Consider the following 15,017-nt stretch of genomic DNA (forward strand, 5'->3'; position numbering starts at 1 on the left):
CTGATGAACTACACAACGAGCGAAACGGAAATTGAAGAGCTACATACGCTGGCGCGGGCGATCCGCCTGGAAACGCTGAAAGCGCTGACCGGGCTGGGCTTCGGCCACTACGGCGGCTGCATGTCGGTGGTGGAGACGCTGGCGGTGCTGTACGGCAGCGTGATGCGTATCGATCCGGCGGATCCGGACTGGCCGGAGCGCGATGACTTCGTGCTGTCGAAAGGGCACGCCGGCCCGGCGCTGTACAGCACGCTGGCGATCAAGGGCTACTTCCCGCTGGCGGAGCTGAAGACCCTCAACCAGAACGGCACGCGTCTGCCGAGCCACCCGGACCGGCTGCGCACGCGCGGCGTGGACGCCACCACCGGTTCGCTGGGGCAGGGCGTGTCGATCGCCGCCGGCATGGCGTTATCCCATCGGCTGGCGGGGCGCCGCAATCGGGTGTTCAGCATCCTCGGCGATGGGGAACTGAATGAAGGGCAGTGCTGGGAGGCGTTCCAGTTTATCGCCCACCACAATCTGAACAACCTGACGCTGTTCATCGATTACAACAAGCAACAGCTGGACGGCGCGCTGGACGAGGTGATCCAACCGTTCGATCTGGCCGCCAAGTTCCGCGCCTTCGGCTTTGAGGTGCAGACCATCAAGGGCGACGACATCGCGGCGCTGCTGGCGGCGGTAGCGCCGGCGCGCGGCGGCGAACAGCGGCCGCTGGCGATCGTGCTCGACAGCATCAAAGGGCAGGGCGTGGCCTATCTGGAAAACCTGTCGAACTCTCACCACCTGCGCCTGACGCCGGACGTGCAGCATGAAATCGAAAAAGCCATCGCCGAACTGGAGGCCGCCCATGTTTAACGTAGTGACGCAGTTGGAAAACGACGCCGTCGAAATGCGCAAAGTCTACGCCGGCGCGGTGCGTCGGCAGATTGAGGCGGGCGCGCCGATCATCGCGCTGGAGGCGGATCTGATGAGCTCGATGGCGATGGACGGCGTGCACAAGGATCACCCGCAGCACGTGATCAACTGCGGCATCATGGAGGCCAACGTGATCGGCGTCGCCGCCGGGCTGTCGCTCACCGGCCGGGTGCCGTTCGTGCATACCTTTACCGCCTTCGCCAGCCGCCGCTGTTTCGATCAGCTGTTCATGTCGCTGGATTATCAGCGCAACAACGTCAAGGTGATCGCCTCCGACGCCGGGGTGAGCGCCTGCCACAACGGCGGCACCCACATGTCGTTCGAGGATATGGGCATCGTGCGCGGGCTGGCGCATTCGGTAGTGCTGGAGGTGACCGACGCCACCATGTTCGCCGACATTCTGCGCCAACTGATGGATCTGCGCGGCTTCTACTGGGTGCGCACCATTCGCAAGCAGGCGACGCGCATCTACCAGGAGGGCTCGCGCTTTACCATCGGCAAGGGCAACCTGCTGCGCGACGGCGACGACATTACGCTGATTGCCAACGGCATCATGGTGGCGGAGGCGCTGAAGGCGGCGCAGATGCTGGCGCAGCAGGGCATCAGCGCGGCGGTGATCGATATGTTCACCCTCAAGCCTATCGACCGTGAACTGATCAAAACCTATGCGGCCAAAACCGGGCGCATCGTCACCTGTGAAAACCACAGCATTCATAACGGGCTGGGATCGGCGGTGGCGGAGGTGCTGGCGGAAGAGTGCCCGACGCCAATGCGGCGCGTGGGGGTGAAGGAGCGTTACGGCCAGGTGGGCACTCAGGCGTTCTTGCAACAGGAGTATGGCCTGACCGCCGAGCATATTCTGGAGGCCGCTGGGCAGCTGCTGCAAAAATAGTTCTCGAGTCAATAACAACTGCTGTAACGAATGAGGTCTGGTGCTCTGGATAAAGCACATACCTTCCTGCCCAGTACCTGAGTCATGACTGACACGTTATCAACTGAGAAGCCCCTTAGGGGGCTTTTTGCTTTTAATGGATAATAGATGGCCAATGCTTGGGTAAAAAGAGATAATAAAAACAGTCTAATAAATACAATAAGTTATATTCATGGAGTGAATAATGATAACAGCAAGAGGCTCGTTCAGAAGGCTGACGCCAGGCGAGATCACGCTATCCCGCTCTTTCTATACCCTCATCATGATGATGTTGCTCAGTGGCTGTAGGCTTGAAAAGCAACGTTTTTACGCTGCGGACATTACGCTGCGGGGAAATGATCTCTGTTTCTCTTTACCGCAAGCCTACCCAACACAGAGTGGCAGGGTCAGTCTGGTCAGCATCGCTATTGAACAACGGTTGGATAGTCAAACGCATGAGCTCTGGCGCAGGGCCACTCTACCACCGAAGCCCGTTGAGACGATTACGCCCGGCCAATGTATCCCATACTCGTTCAAGGCATTTGAGAGCAATGTGCCCTACACCGTGGCAATCAGTACCGTGGATTCTCAGGATGCAGATTCCAAACGTTTCTGGCAGCGTAGTTTCTCGCTGAAAATCAGCGACGGCCAGATTTTGCAGGTTATTGCCAGCGCGGAGTAATAAAGCCAAAGAGGGATGAATGAAATGACAAGGACGGCAATGTGTGTGAAGCGAAGTGATAGGCATAACGCTTGAGAGAGTGCCGTTGGGTTTCTGCACCATAAATTACATTCGGCTCTCAAGGTGGAGATTGTGGCCGTGGTTCCATTACTGCCGCCAGGCGGTTTTACTATTCTTGCCAGAAACTTGCGCGAGGCGCGCAGGAAGTGGCAACCGCGTAACATGGCGTTGCCTGGTACTTACTATTGGTTCTACCATAAGGTGAAAAATCGGGGCCCTTGGGATTACAAGCAGCAAAATCGCGCATTGGCTAACTTTGGTAATTTCAATTATGGTGCAACCGGTACCGCGGCTGGAATTCCCGCAGATATTTTGTTGATGGGCGCTGGATTTGCTCAGTCACGGGCAGGAACATCGCGGCCAGAATGGAGTCAGTGGTATCAACACCCGCCGTATGGTGATGACCCTCAGGATCAATATTGGATCAAACAAGGAATTGATTATGCAACTCGGCATGGTTACTAAATGGGCTCATCGGCTGCTGACGGCAATTTTGTTGGTTATTGTCGTCGGATTGGCGGGGTACTGGTATGCCACCCGCGATACTTATGACGATAAGCTCTATAGCAAAAAGCAGTTGACCGACGATATTTGGCTCTACATCACCGAGTACCAGAATGCGGGGGCTACCGACACGGATGTGTATCGTTACTATTTGAACAGAAGCCTGGATGGGGATCCTATCAACGTGCTGAGTCAAAGTGCGCCAATCTTGACGGCGGATCGGGCTGATGCAACTATCCGTGGTGAGGGTAACCGCATCACCATCAATTTTTCCGGCAAGGTGTATTCCTTTACGAATTCGGCATTTTTCTATGCCACGAACAGCCAAACACCCATCATGCCTACCATTGATTTTTCTGCACGGGGCGTCAGCGCCTGGCGATGATGGTGGGTTGGCGGGTATTGTCTAAAACAGCATAATCACCAAGAATATCAGGCATAAAAAAGCCAGTCAGGATTACCTGACTGGCTTTTTTTAACGGTTTATTACGCCTTAGCGGCAGCGTCAGCCTGGGAAGACTGGATCGCCGTCAGCGCAACGGTGTAGACGATATCGTCAACCAGTGCGCCGCGCGACAGGTCGTTCACCGGCTTGCGCATGCCTTGCAGCATCGGCCCGATGGAGACCAGGTCAGCGGAACGCTGTACCGCTTTGTAGGTGGTGTTGCCGGTGTTCAGATCCGGGAAGATGAACACGGTCGCCTGGCCGGCTACCGGTGAGTTCGGCGCCTTGGACTTGGCAACGTCGGCCATGATGGCGGCGTCGTACTGCAGCGGGCCGTCGATGATCAGGTCCGGGCGTTTTTCCTGTGCCAGGCGGGTCGCTTCGCGCACTTTCTCGACGTCGCTGCCCGCACCGGAGTTGCCGGTGGAGTAGGAGATCATCGCCACGCGTGGCTCGATGCCGAAGGCCGCGGCAGAATCCGCAGACTGGATGGCGATTTCAGACAGCTGCTCGGCGGTCGGATCCGGGTTGATCGCGCAGTCGCCGTAGACCAGTACCTGGTCAGGCAACAGCATGAAGAACACGGAGGACACCAGCGAGCTGCCCGGCGCGGTTTTGATCAGCTGCAACGGCGGACGGATAGTGTTGGCGGTGGTGTGAACCGCGCCGGAGACCAGACCGTCGACTTCACCTTGTTCCAGCATCAGGGTGCCGAGCACCACGTTGTCTTCCAGCTGCTCGCGCGCGACCACTTCGGTCATGCCCTTGCTCTTGCGCAGCTCAACCAGACGCGGCACGTAGTTTTCACGCACGGCGACCGGATCGACGATTTCGATGCCTTTGCCCAGCTCAACGCCTTGCGCTGCCGCGACGCGCTGGATCTCTTCCGGGTTGCCGAGCAGCACGCATTCCGCGATGCCGCGTTCGGCGCAGATGGCCGCCGCTTTCACGGTGCGCGGCTCGTCGCCTTCCGGCAGCACGATGCGTTTGCCGGCTTTACGCGCCAGCTCGGTCAGCTCGTAACGGAACGCCGGTGGAGACAGACGGCGTGAACGCTCGGAGGTGGCGGTCAGCGAGTCGATCCACTCGGTGTTGATGTGGCTGGCCACGTAGTTCTGCACTTTCTCGATGCGCTGGTGGTCGTCCGCCGGCACTTCGAGGTTGAAGCTCTGCAGGCTCAGCGAGGTCTGCCAGGTGTTGGTGTCGACCATGAACACCGGCAGGCCGGTTTGGAAGGCGCGTTCGCACAGCTTCTTGATCGGCTCGTCGATGGCGTAGCCGCCGGTCAGCAGGATGGCGCCGATTTCCACGCCGTTCATCGCCGCCAGGCAGGCGGAGACCAGCACGTCAGGACGGTCTGCGGAGGTCACCAGCAGAGAGCCCGGGCGGAAGTGTTCCAGCATGTGCGGGATGCTGCGCGCACAGAAGGTCACGGACTTCACGCGGCGAGTCATGATGTCGCCTTCATTGACCACGCGGGCCTTCAGGTGGCGAGCCATGTCGATGGCGCGGGTGGCGATCAGATCGAAGCTCCACGGCACGCAGCCCAGAACCGGCAGCGGGCTGTTGGCGAACAGCTGCGCAGGATCGACGTGGGCGATGCTGGCTTTGGTGGAGTCGTCGAAGATTTCGGACAGGTCAGGACGGGTGCGACCCTGATCGTCGACCGGTGCGTTCAGCTTGTTGATGATCACGCCGGTGATGTTTTTGTTCTTGCTGCCGCCGAAGCTGGTGCGCGCCAGTTCGATGCGCTCTTTCAGCTGCGCCGGGGAGTCGTTGCCCAGCGCCAGCACGAAGACGATCTCGGCGTTCAGGGTTTTGGCGATCTCGTAGTTCAGCGCGTTGGCGAACTGATGCTTGCGGGTCGGCACCAGGCCTTCGATCAGCACCACTTCCGCGTCTTTGGTGTTCTCGTGGTAACGCGCCACGATCTCTTCCATCAGCACGTCTTGCTGGTTGGAGCTCAGCAGGCCCTCAACGTAGTCCATGCGCAGCGGTTCGGCCGCCGGGATGGTGGAGTTGCTGCGGATGATGGTGGTGGTCTGGTCGAGCGCATTGTCGCCGGTGCGCGGTTGAGCGATAGGCTTGAACACGCTCAGACGAACGCCTTTTTGCTCCATGGAGCGGATGACACCCAGGCTGACGCTGGTCAGGCCGACGCTGGTGCCGGTGGGGATCAACATAATAGTACGTGACACAGAATAGTCCTCTTCACGATTAACATGAGGCTAAAACAACACCGTCAGCCTGGGCTGACGGTGTTTTGAGAGCATTACGCGGTCAGGCGGGATGCGTCCTGCGCGATGACCAACTCTTCGTTGGTCGGGATCACCAGCGCCAGGCGGCTGCCGTCTTTGGTGATGGCGCCGGATTTGCCGAAGCGAGCGGCCATGTTGCGGTCGTGGTCGATTTCGAAGCCCAGCAGGCCCAGTTTGTTCAGGGTCAGCTCACGCACCATGCCGGCGTTCTCGCCGATGCCGCCGGTGAAGATCACCGCGTCCAGACGGCCTTCCATCAGGGCGCTGTATGCGCCGATGTATTTGGCCAGGCGGTGGCAGAACACGTCCATGGCGCGTTTGGCGTCGGCTTTGCTGTCGTAGTTGTCTTCAACGTAACGGCAGTCGCTGGTGACTTCGGTCAGGCCCAGCAGGCCGGATTCTTTGGTCAGCATCTTGTTGATCTGGTCAACGCTCATGCCCAGAGAATCGTGCAGGTGGAAGATGATAGCCGGATCGATGTCACCGCTGCGGGTGCCCATCACCAGGCCTTCCAGCGGGGTCAGGCCCATGGAGGTGTCAACGCACTGGCCGTTGCGCACTGCGGTAACGGAACCGCCGTTGCCCAGGTGGCAAGTGATCACGTTCACTTCTTCTACCGGCTTGTTCAGCATCTTCGCGGCTTCCTGAGTCACGTAGAAGTGGCTGGTGCCGTGTGCGCCGTAGCGGCGAACGCCGTGGTCGCGGTACAGGCTGTACGGCAGGGCGTACAGGTAAGATTCTTCCGGCATGGTCTGGTGGAACGCGGTGTCGAACACGGCAACGTTCTTGTCGGCCAGGTTAGGGAAGGATTTCAGCGCTTCCGCGATGCCGATCAGGTGAGCCGGGTTGTGCAGTGGTGCAAACGGCACGGAATCTTTGATACCCTGCAGAACTTCGTCGTTGATCACGGCGGAAGCGGTAAACTTCTCGCCGCCATGCACGATGCGGTGGCCGATAGCGGTCAGCTGCGCAGAAAGCTCTGGTTTTTGTGCCAGAATAGTATTAACAATGAAGTTCAGCGCTTCGCTGTGTGCAGCGCCGGCCCCCAGGGCAGCTTCGTGTTTGGCGCCGTCCATTTTCCACTTGATGCGAGCTTCAGGCAGGTGGAAACACTCGGCCAAACCGGAGAGGAATTCGTCGCCGTTAACGGCATCGATGATGGCGAATTTCAGAGAAGAACTGCCGCAGTTAAGAACCAGTACTAGCTTACTCGACATGGAAGTACCTACTTAAATAGTCGTGTTGTTAAAAGAAAATCGAAAACACGTGGTGAATTAATCGTCAATCAGACAACAAGCGTAGCGCATAGTGCCGATGACATTTATGATTAACATCATGTGAAGTGCACAAATCACAGGATGATGGAAAAACCGATGATTTCTCTGCGGTTTAAATAATCTTGATTTTTATAGGGCTAAAAGTTGACAAAAATTACGTCATCTTCTACCGGCCACAAGGCCGGCTTAGGATACCGATAGCCCGGTGTAAACACAAAATAAATTTAAAGCTTCAAATTTTTTAGTATGGTCTCTGGCTGCACGCTTTTAGTTTCTTTACGTGACGTTGAGGTACGCAATGACGAGCAAACCGTCCGGTTCCGTAAGCTGGTTTCAGGTCTTCCAGCGCGGGCAGCATTATATGAAAACCTGGCCGTCGGACAAACGTCTGGCACCGGTCTTTCCGGAGAACCGCGTTGCGCGTGCCACCCGTTTCGCTATCCGTTTCATGCCGCCGTTGGCGATTTTCACGCTGACCTGGCAGATCGCGCTCGGCGGTCAGCTCGGCCCGGCGATCGCCACCGCGCTGTTCGCCTGCAGCCTGCCGATGCAGGGGCTGTGGTGGCTGGGGCGCCGTTCGGTCACGCCGCTGCCGCCGACGCTGCTGCAATGGTTCCATGAGGTGCGCAATAAGCTGACGGAAGCCGGGCAGGCGGTGGCGCCGCTGGAGGGCACGCCGACCTATCAGACGTTGGCCGATCTGCTCAAGCGCGCTTTCAAGCAGTTGGACAAAACCTTCCTCGACGATCTGTAACTGAGAAAAGGCCGCGTTGATGCGGCCTTTTTCGTCAAAGCGCCAATAACCCCGGTTTAAATCAAAGAACGGTCGAGTTGTGATTTCCTGCGTTCTTGCGCTGTGCGATGCTCCCGCCATCACACAGAAATGAGGAAATCCTGATGGAAATGACCAATGCTCAGCGGCTGATCCTGTCGAACCAGTACAAGATGATGACCCTGCTCGATCCGGACAACGGCGACCGTTATCGCCGGTTGCAAACCATCGTCGAACGCGGCTTTGGGTTGCAAATGCGCGAACTGGATCGCGACTTCGGCGAACTGAGCGAAGAGGTGTGCCGCACCATCATCAACGTGATGGAGATGCACCATGCGCTGCAGGTTTCCTGGGGCAACCTGAAAGAGAAGCAGGATCTGGACGAGCGCCGCCTGGCGTTTCTCGGCTTCGACGCCGCCACCGAAGCGCGCTACCTGAGCTACGTGCGTTTCCTGGTCAGCACCGAGGGGCGCTATACTCACTTCGATTCCGGCAGCCACGGTTTCAACGCCCAGACCAAAATGTGGGAAAAATACCAGCGTATGCTGGCGATCTGGCTGGCCTGTCCGCGCCAGTATCACCTGAGCGCCGTTGAGATAGCGCAAATCATCAATGCTTGATTAAGAAGAGGTTTTCTGTGGAGTGTAAGGGTTTTCTGTTCGATCTTGATGGCACCCTGGTGGATTCATTGCCGGCGGTAGAGCGCGCCTGGACGCACTGGGCCGAGCGCCGCGGCGTCAATCCGCAAGCGGTGCTGGACTTCATTCACGGTAAACAGGCCATTACTTCTCTGCGCCACTTTATGCCGGGCGAAAGCGAAGCGGAAATTCAGCGCGAGTTCGAGTTGCTGGAGCAGGCCGAAGCGCAGGATACCGACGGCGTTCGCGCGCTGCCGGGTGCGATTGCGCTGCTGGAGCGCCTGAATGCGCTCGGCATTCCTTGGGCGATCGTCACCTCCGGTTCGGTGCCGGTGGCCGGCGCTCGCCGCCAGGCCGGCGGTTTGCCGCAGCCGGAGGTGTTCATCACCGCCGAGCAGGTTAAACACGGTAAGCCACAGCCTGACGCTTACCTGCTGGGCGCCGATCGTCTGGGGCTGGCGCCGCACGAGTGCGTGGTGGTTGAAGACGCGCCGGCCGGCATTCTCTCCGGCCTGGCGGCGGGCTGCCAGGTGATTGCGGTCAACGCGCCGGCGGATGCGCCGAAGCTGGATCAGGTCGACCTGCGGCTGGATTCGCTGGCGCAGATCGCCGTCGATAAAACGGCGCAGGGTGCGATCGTTCGCCGGCTGGCCTGAGCGGCATTATCTTCACCCTAATTGATTAGACCCCGCTTCGGCGGGGTTTTTTTTATGCTATTTTTTAGACCCTTGGACATTTGCCGGATGAGGCCATTTTGAACAGCGAATTACTGTGGGTGCTGAGTTTACTGCTGATTGCCATCGTGCTGTTTACCACCAACAAGCTGCGCATGGACGTGGTGGCCCTGTTGGTGATCATCGCCTTCGTGCTGAGCGGCACGCTCAGCCTGCAGGAGGCGACGGTCGGTTTCAGCGATCCTAACGTGATTTTGATCGCGGCGCTGTTCGTGATCGGCGAGGGGCTGGTGCGCACCGGCGTGGCCTATCAGGTGGGGGACTGGCTGGTGAAAGTGGCCGGCAGCAGCGAAACCAAAATGTTGATGCTGCTGATGGTGACGGTCGCCGGGCTGGGCGCGTTCATGAGCTCGACCGGCGTGGTGGCGATCTTTATCCCGGTGGTGCTCAGCGTGACGGCCAGAATGAAGATCGCGCCGGGGCGGCTGATGATGCCGCTCAGCTTCGCCGGGCTGATCAGCGGCATGATGACGCTGGTGGCCACGCCGCCCAATATGGTGGTCAACAGCGAACTGGTGCGTGAAGGCATCCATGGTTTCGGTTTCTTCAGCGTGACGCCCATTGGCCTGGTGGTGCTGGCGCTGGGCGTCGGCTACATGCTGATCGCCCGGCGTTGGCTGGGCAGCGGCGAAACGGGCAAAGCCGGCGACGACTGGCAGCGCCGCACCTTCCGCGATTTGATCCGCGACTACAAGCTGACCGGCCGCGCGCGGCGGCTGGCTGTCCGCAACGCTTCGCCGCTGATCGGGCGTTCGCTGGATGAACTGCATCTGCGTGCGCGCTATGGCGCCAACGTGGTGGGCATCGAGCGCTGGAAACGCTTCCGGCGGGTGATGGTCAGCGCCTCCGGCAGCACTGAGCTGCGCGAGGGCGACGTCCTCTTGATCGACATGTCGGACAGCCAGGTCGATCTGCGTGAATTCTGCGGCGAGCAGCGGCTGGAGCCGATGGTGCTGCGCGGCGATTACTTCTCGGAACAGTCGCGCAACGTCGGCATGGCCGAAGTGTCGCTGATCCCGGACTCGGCGCTGCTGGGCAAAAGCCTGCGCGAAGCGGCGTTCCGCAGCCGCTACGATCTGAACGTGGTGGGCATCCGCCGCCACGGCGAGACGCTGGGCGGCAAGCTGGTGGACGAGCCGCTGGAGCTGGGCGACATTTTGCTGGTGATCGGCGACTGGAAGGCGATCCGTCAGCTGCAGGCCAAAACCCACGACTTTATCGTGCTCAACCTGCCGGCCGAGGTGGACGAAGTGGCGCCGGCCATCACGCAGGCGCCGCACGCGCTGTTTTGCCTGGCGCTGATGGTGGCAATGATGTTGACCGACGAAATCCCCAATCCGATCGCGGCGCTGATCGCCTGCCTGCTGATGGGCAAGTTCCGCTGTATCGACATGGAGAGCGCCTATAAATCGATCCATTGGCCTAGCATCATTTTGATCGTCGGGATGATGCCGTTCGCGCAGGCGCTGCAAAAGACCGGCGGGGTGGATCTGATCGTCAGGGGGCTGATGGATGTCGCCGGCGGCGCGGGGCCGCGCGTGATGCTGCTGTGTCTGTTCGTCTTGTGCGCCACCATCGGGCTGTTTATTTCCAACACCGCGACAGCGGTGCTAATGGCGCCGATCGCCATCGCCGCCGCGCGCGAAATGGGCGTCTCGCCATACCCGTTCGCGATGATTATCGCCATCGCCGCGTCCGCCGCCTTTATGACGCCGGTCTCTTCACCGGTCAACACGCTGGTGCTGGGGCCGGGCAATTACAAATTCGGCGATTTCGTGCGTCTTGGCGTGCCGTTCACCCTGTTGGTGATGGCGGTCAGCGTGATTGTGGTGCCGTGGCTTTACGGTTTTTAACGGCGCAGCGGGGCTGCGCCGGCGGGGTTACAGCGAACTGTCGAGGCTGATTTCGTCCAATGACAGGCTGAAGCTGGGAATGAACACGTCCATGAAGTAGTCCATTTCCGGGCTGCGGCGCTGTTCCAGGGTTTTGTCCAGCCGCGCCTTGGCCAGGGTGAATTCGTTGTTGCCGGCAGAGAGTTCTTCCAGGCATTTCAGGTAGGCGCACAGCGCGTCTGCCTGCTTTACCACCTGCTTTTCATCTTCGCTGTAGTAGTGCTCATCGAGAATGGTGCGGAAATCGTTGCGCAGCTCCGCGGGGATCATGTCCAACAGCTTTTGCTGGGCGATCTTTTCGATCTTCTTGTATTCATGGGCGATCTGCGGATTGTAGTACTTGATCGGCGTCGGCATGTCGCCGGTGATCACTTCGCTGGCGTCGTGATACATCGCCAGCAGCGCAACGCGGTCGGCGTTGAGGTTGCCGTTGAATTTGCGGTTCTTGATCACCGCCAACGCATGGGCGACGAAAGCCACCTGCAGACTGTGTTCGGAGACGTTTTCGGTACGCACGTTGCGCATCAGCGGCCAGCGGTTGATCAGTTTCAGGCGGGACAGATGGGCGAAGAAATGGCTCTGGCTCATGGTGCTCTCTTTAACGGCAAGTGAGGCCCCCATTGTGAAGCAGTGACGGCGAATTTTGCAACCGGGCTGTGAGAGAAGGGCGCAGCAAGGCGCTGCGCCCCAGGCGATTACTGGTGGTAACCTTCCAGGAAGCGGCCCAGCTTGCCGACCGCCATTTCCAGTTCGTCTACGCGCGGCAGAGTGACGATGCGCACGTGATCCGGGTAAGGCCAGTTGAACGCGGTGCCCTGCACCAACAGCACTTTTTCCTGCAGCAGCAGATCCAGCACCAGCTTCTGGTCGTCGTGGATGTTGAAGCGCTTGGCGTCGATGCGCGGGAACATGTACAGCGCGCCCTGCGGCTTCACGCAAGAGACGCCCGGAATGTCGTTGAGCAGTTCCCAGGTGCGGTTGCGCTGTTCGTACAGGCGGCCGCCGGGCTGAATGAATTCGCTGATGCTCTGATAACCGCCCAGCGCGGTCTGAATGGCGTGTTGCATCGGCACGTTGGCGCACAGGCGCATCGAAGCCAGCATCTCCAGCCCTTCGATATAGCCTTTGGCGTGCTTCTTCGGCCCGTTCAGCACCATCCAGCCCTGGCGGAAGCCCGCCACGCGGTAGGTTTTCGACAGGCCGTTGAAAGTCACGGTCAGCAGATCCGGCGCCAGCGCGGCGATCGAATGATGCTCGGCTTCGTCATACAGGATCTTGTCGTAGATCTCGTCGGCGAAGATGATCAGATTGTGTTGACGGGCGATCTCGACGATCTGTTCCAGCAGCGCTTTGCTATAAACCGCGCCGGTCGGGTTGTTTGGGTTGATGATCACAATGCCGCGGGTGCGCGGGGTGATCTTGCTGATGATGTCGTCCAGATCCGGGAACCAGCCGGCCTGCTCATCACACAGGTAGTGCACGGCCTTGCCGCCGGACAGCGATACCGCGGCGGTCCACAGCGGGTAGTCCGGCGCCGGCACCAGCATTTCGTCGCCGCTGTTGAGCAGCGCCTGCATGGATTGGACGATCAGCTCAGAGACGCCATTGCCAATGTAGATATCCTCAACGGTCACGTCACGCATGTTGCGCGCCTGATAGTGCTGCATGATCGCTTTACGCGCCGAGAAGAGGCCCTTGGAGTCGGAGTAGCCTTGCGCCGTGGGCAGATTGCGGATCACGTCGACCAGGATTTCGTCCGGGGCGTCGAAACCGAACGGGGCAGGGTTGCCGATGTTCAATTTCAGGACTTTGTTGCCTTCTTCTTCAAGACGTTTAGCTTCTTTAAGCACCGGGCCGCGAATGTCATAGCAGACGTTGTCCAGTTTGCTGGATTTCTCAATGGGGGACATAAAAAGTTGAGCCTTTTGCTGGGATAGGGGCGCTCCTACCGTGGGACGCCGCAACCCGCCCAATGTACTCCTGGCGTAGTTGCTTTTGAAGGGTTTTGCACGCCTTTGGTGCAAATGCATGTCGTAACGGGGGATTTTAGTTATGATAAGCAAAGGTAAAGTTATTTTGTGGTTCATAATTTCATGAACTATACTTTTACTAGGGTTTTATCCTGTAAAATCACGCGTCGATAAACGGGACGTGCCGGCGATCGCGGCCGGCAGCAGTGAACTGATAAGCCGAAAGTGAGAATGGGCTTCAATAAACTGTAAAGGAACGATAATACCGGAGTTGTCTGATAGCGGGGTGTCGGTAAGCGCACCACACTAAGAAAATGGCATATTTACATTAGCTTTACTTTATATTTTAGCTTAAGCATTGTTTATGTGGTTGTAGGATTATTATTTAAAGTAAAAATCTTACTGATTGAATTTATTAAATTCATTGAGTATTAACACGAAGTTGGTGTCGTTAATTATTTATCTTTTTTGCTCTGTAATGCAGTCTGAACACCGGTTGATAAGGGTTATCAGTAGCACGAATGGAGTGGAAATTAGGCAGTATGAATGAGTAAAATCTCAGGTTCGGTGGGGGTTTTCCCTTTCCACCGGTATTCAGTCCCCCGCGTTCTATAAGCACCATCGATAGATCGCATTTTAAAAAGCGATAGAGGTAACGAATCATAAGTAATTTTTTTGCCCTCCACTTATGAGTGGGGTACTGTCATAACAGGCTTCGTCCTTTTCAACGGCGCCTGAGAAACACACCAGGGTAGTAGTTCGTAAATTAGAATTTAAAAAAGTGAAGAATACACTATGACAACTGCAAATCGTCCGATACTTAATCTCGACCTCGATCTGCTAAGAACCTTTGTTGCGGTTGCTGATTTGAATACCTTCGCAGCGGCGGCGGTTGCCGTTTGCCGTACTCAATCAGCCGTCAGTCAACAAATGCAGCGATTAGAGCAACTGGTCGGCAAAGAACTGTTTGCCCGCCATGGGCGCAACAAACTCCTGACTGAGCATGGTATTCAGCTTCTCGGTTATGCCAGGAAAATCCTGCGCTTTAACGACGAAGCCTGTACCTCGCTGATGTACAACAATATTAAAGGTGTTCTGACCATCGGCGCTTCCGACGACACCGCCGATACCATTTTGCCTTTCCTGTTGAACCGCGTGACCGCCATCTATCCCAAGCTGGCCATTGACGTGCGCGTAAAGCGCAGCACGACGATGGTCGATCTGCTGGAAGAGGGTGAGATCGATCTGGCGGTGACCACGGCCGATCCGGCCGGGCACCCGCATATCGTGCTGCGCACGTCGCCGACGCTGTGGTACTGCGCCGCCGATTACCACTATCAGGCCGGCGAACCGATCCCGTTGGTGGTGATGGATGAGCCAAGCCCGTTCCGCGCGCTGGCGATCAAACAGTTGGATGAAGCCGGTATCCCGTGGCGTATCGCCTACGTCGCCTCCACGCTGTCCGCGGTGCGGGCAGCCTGTAAGGCCGGCCTGGGCGTGACCGCGCGGCCGATCGAGATGATGAGCCCCGATCTGCGGGTGCTGGGCGCGGTGGAAGGTTTGCCGCCGCTGCCGGATACCCAGTATGCGCTGTGCAAAAACGCGCAGTGCAGCAACGAGCTGGCAATGGCTATCTTCAGCGCAATGCAGGGCGGCAATGACGGCTATGGCTTCAACGGTGCGGAAGCCGGTCTCCAGGGCGATCAGGATGACGCCAACCTGGTGGACGAAGAAGAATAACGCCGCAGCGTGATATCTGATGAAAACCTCTGCTTCGGCGGAGGTTTTTTTTGCCCTTTTTTTGACGATTTTTACTGTTATAGGGATTTAATGGCGATTTTGTTATGAGTTGGCTGTTTTATTAACTTTTAAGCGTTACTGAAAAGAGAGTTTGGCCGGGTTTAAGACGCTGAGTTTGTTTTTTGAGCAATAAGATTGAATGGGTTAAAGGCATGGTAAT

14 protein-coding genes are annotated in these 15,017 nt (G+C 57.9%); 10 read left to right on the forward strand and 4 right to left on the reverse strand.

Annotated features, from left to right (window positions below):
• Positions 1-3 precede the first annotated feature (3 nt).
• The 5 genes from ACUTSC_RS11905 to ACUTSC_RS11925 all read left to right on the forward strand — a co-directional run bounded on the left by ACUTSC_RS11905 (position 4) and on the right by ACUTSC_RS11925 (position 3,456).
• Positions 4-855, forward strand: coding sequence for a 1-deoxy-D-xylulose-5-phosphate synthase N-terminal domain-containing protein (locus ACUTSC_RS11905; protein WP_197768171.1), 852 nt, complete (start codon positions 4-6; stop codon positions 853-855).
• Positions 848-1,807, forward strand: coding sequence for a transketolase family protein (locus tag ACUTSC_RS11910; RefSeq protein WP_142110272.1), 960 nt, complete (start codon positions 848-850; stop codon positions 1,805-1,807). Before ACUTSC_RS11905 ends, ACUTSC_RS11910 begins: the two co-directional genes overlap by 8 nt.
• A 223-nt stretch (positions 1,808-2,030) precedes the next feature.
• Positions 2,031-2,507 (forward strand): putative T6SS immunity periplasmic lipoprotein, encoded by a 477-nt coding sequence (locus ACUTSC_RS11915; protein WP_443006797.1) that lies wholly within the window; start codon positions 2,031-2,033, stop codon positions 2,505-2,507.
• A gap of 132 nt (positions 2,508-2,639) precedes the next feature.
• The gene (locus ACUTSC_RS11920; protein ID WP_445653345.1) at positions 2,640-3,032 is read left to right on the forward strand and encodes a polymorphic toxin type 44 domain-containing protein; all 393 of its coding nucleotides are present in this window, start codon (positions 2,640-2,642) and stop codon (positions 3,030-3,032) included.
• The gene (locus ACUTSC_RS11925; RefSeq protein WP_197768169.1) at positions 3,010-3,456 is read left to right on the forward strand and encodes a hypothetical protein; all 447 of its coding nucleotides are present in this window, start codon (positions 3,010-3,012) and stop codon (positions 3,454-3,456) included. The genes ACUTSC_RS11920 and ACUTSC_RS11925 overlap by 23 nt, the downstream gene beginning before the upstream one ends.
• Positions 3,457-3,557: 101 nt before the next feature.
• Here the strand turns inward: ACUTSC_RS11925 and pta are convergent, their stop codons facing one another.
• Together pta and ackA are read right to left on the reverse strand one after the other, a co-directional pair.
• Positions 3,558-5,714, reverse strand: a complete 2,157-nt coding sequence (gene pta, locus ACUTSC_RS11930; protein WP_033635332.1) for a phosphate acetyltransferase — start codon at positions 5,712-5,714, stop codon at positions 3,558-3,560.
• Between the two features lie 74 nt (positions 5,715-5,788).
• Positions 5,789-6,991 carry an acetate kinase gene (gene ackA / locus ACUTSC_RS11935; RefSeq protein WP_055312511.1) on the reverse strand — a complete coding sequence of 401 codons (1,203 nt, stop codon included), beginning with the start codon at positions 6,989-6,991 and terminating at the stop codon, positions 5,789-5,791.
• Positions 6,992-7,349: 358 nt separating this feature from the next.
• On the opposite strand from ackA, the gene yfbV reads away from it, so the two are divergent.
• The 4 genes from yfbV to ACUTSC_RS11955 all read left to right on the forward strand — a co-directional run bounded on the left by yfbV (position 7,350) and on the right by ACUTSC_RS11955 (position 11,048).
• Positions 7,350-7,805, forward strand: coding sequence for a terminus macrodomain insulation protein YfbV (gene yfbV / locus ACUTSC_RS11940; protein WP_004936061.1), 456 nt, complete (start codon positions 7,350-7,352; stop codon positions 7,803-7,805).
• Between the two features lie 143 nt (positions 7,806-7,948).
• Positions 7,949-8,443: a YfbU family protein gene (locus ACUTSC_RS11945; RefSeq protein WP_016926898.1), complete on the forward strand. Its 495-nt coding sequence runs from the start codon at positions 7,949-7,951 to the stop codon at positions 8,441-8,443.
• Positions 8,444-8,460: 17 nt separating this feature from the next.
• A complete protein-coding gene (locus ACUTSC_RS11950) occupies positions 8,461-9,117 on the forward strand; it encodes a sugar phosphatase (protein ID WP_197768168.1) in 657 nt (218 codons plus the stop codon).
• Positions 9,118-9,197: 80 nt separating this feature from the next.
• Positions 9,198-11,048: an SLC13 family permease gene (locus ACUTSC_RS11955; protein ID WP_197768167.1), complete on the forward strand. Its 1,851-nt coding sequence runs from the start codon at positions 9,198-9,200 to the stop codon at positions 11,046-11,048.
• 27 nt (positions 11,049-11,075) lie between these two features.
• Here the strand turns inward: ACUTSC_RS11955 and yfbR are convergent, their stop codons facing one another.
• Positions 11,076-11,675 (reverse strand): 5'-deoxynucleotidase, encoded by a 600-nt coding sequence (gene yfbR, locus ACUTSC_RS11960; protein ID WP_025303666.1) that lies wholly within the window; start codon positions 11,673-11,675, stop codon positions 11,076-11,078.
• 107 nt (positions 11,676-11,782) lie between these two features.
• Positions 11,783-12,997 carry a pyridoxal phosphate-dependent aminotransferase gene (locus tag ACUTSC_RS11965; protein ID WP_004936047.1) on the reverse strand — a complete coding sequence of 405 codons (1,215 nt, stop codon included), beginning with the start codon at positions 12,995-12,997 and terminating at the stop codon, positions 11,783-11,785.
• Between the two features lie 855 nt (positions 12,998-13,852).
• Between ACUTSC_RS11965 and lrhA the strand changes: the two genes are divergently transcribed.
• Complete coding sequence (gene lrhA, locus ACUTSC_RS11970) at positions 13,853-14,797, forward strand: transcriptional regulator LrhA (protein ID WP_197768166.1); 945 nt, start codon at positions 13,853-13,855, stop codon at positions 14,795-14,797.
• Positions 14,798-15,017 lie beyond the last annotated feature (220 nt).

This window comes from Serratia sp. TSA_105.2 (assembly GCF_052692115.1).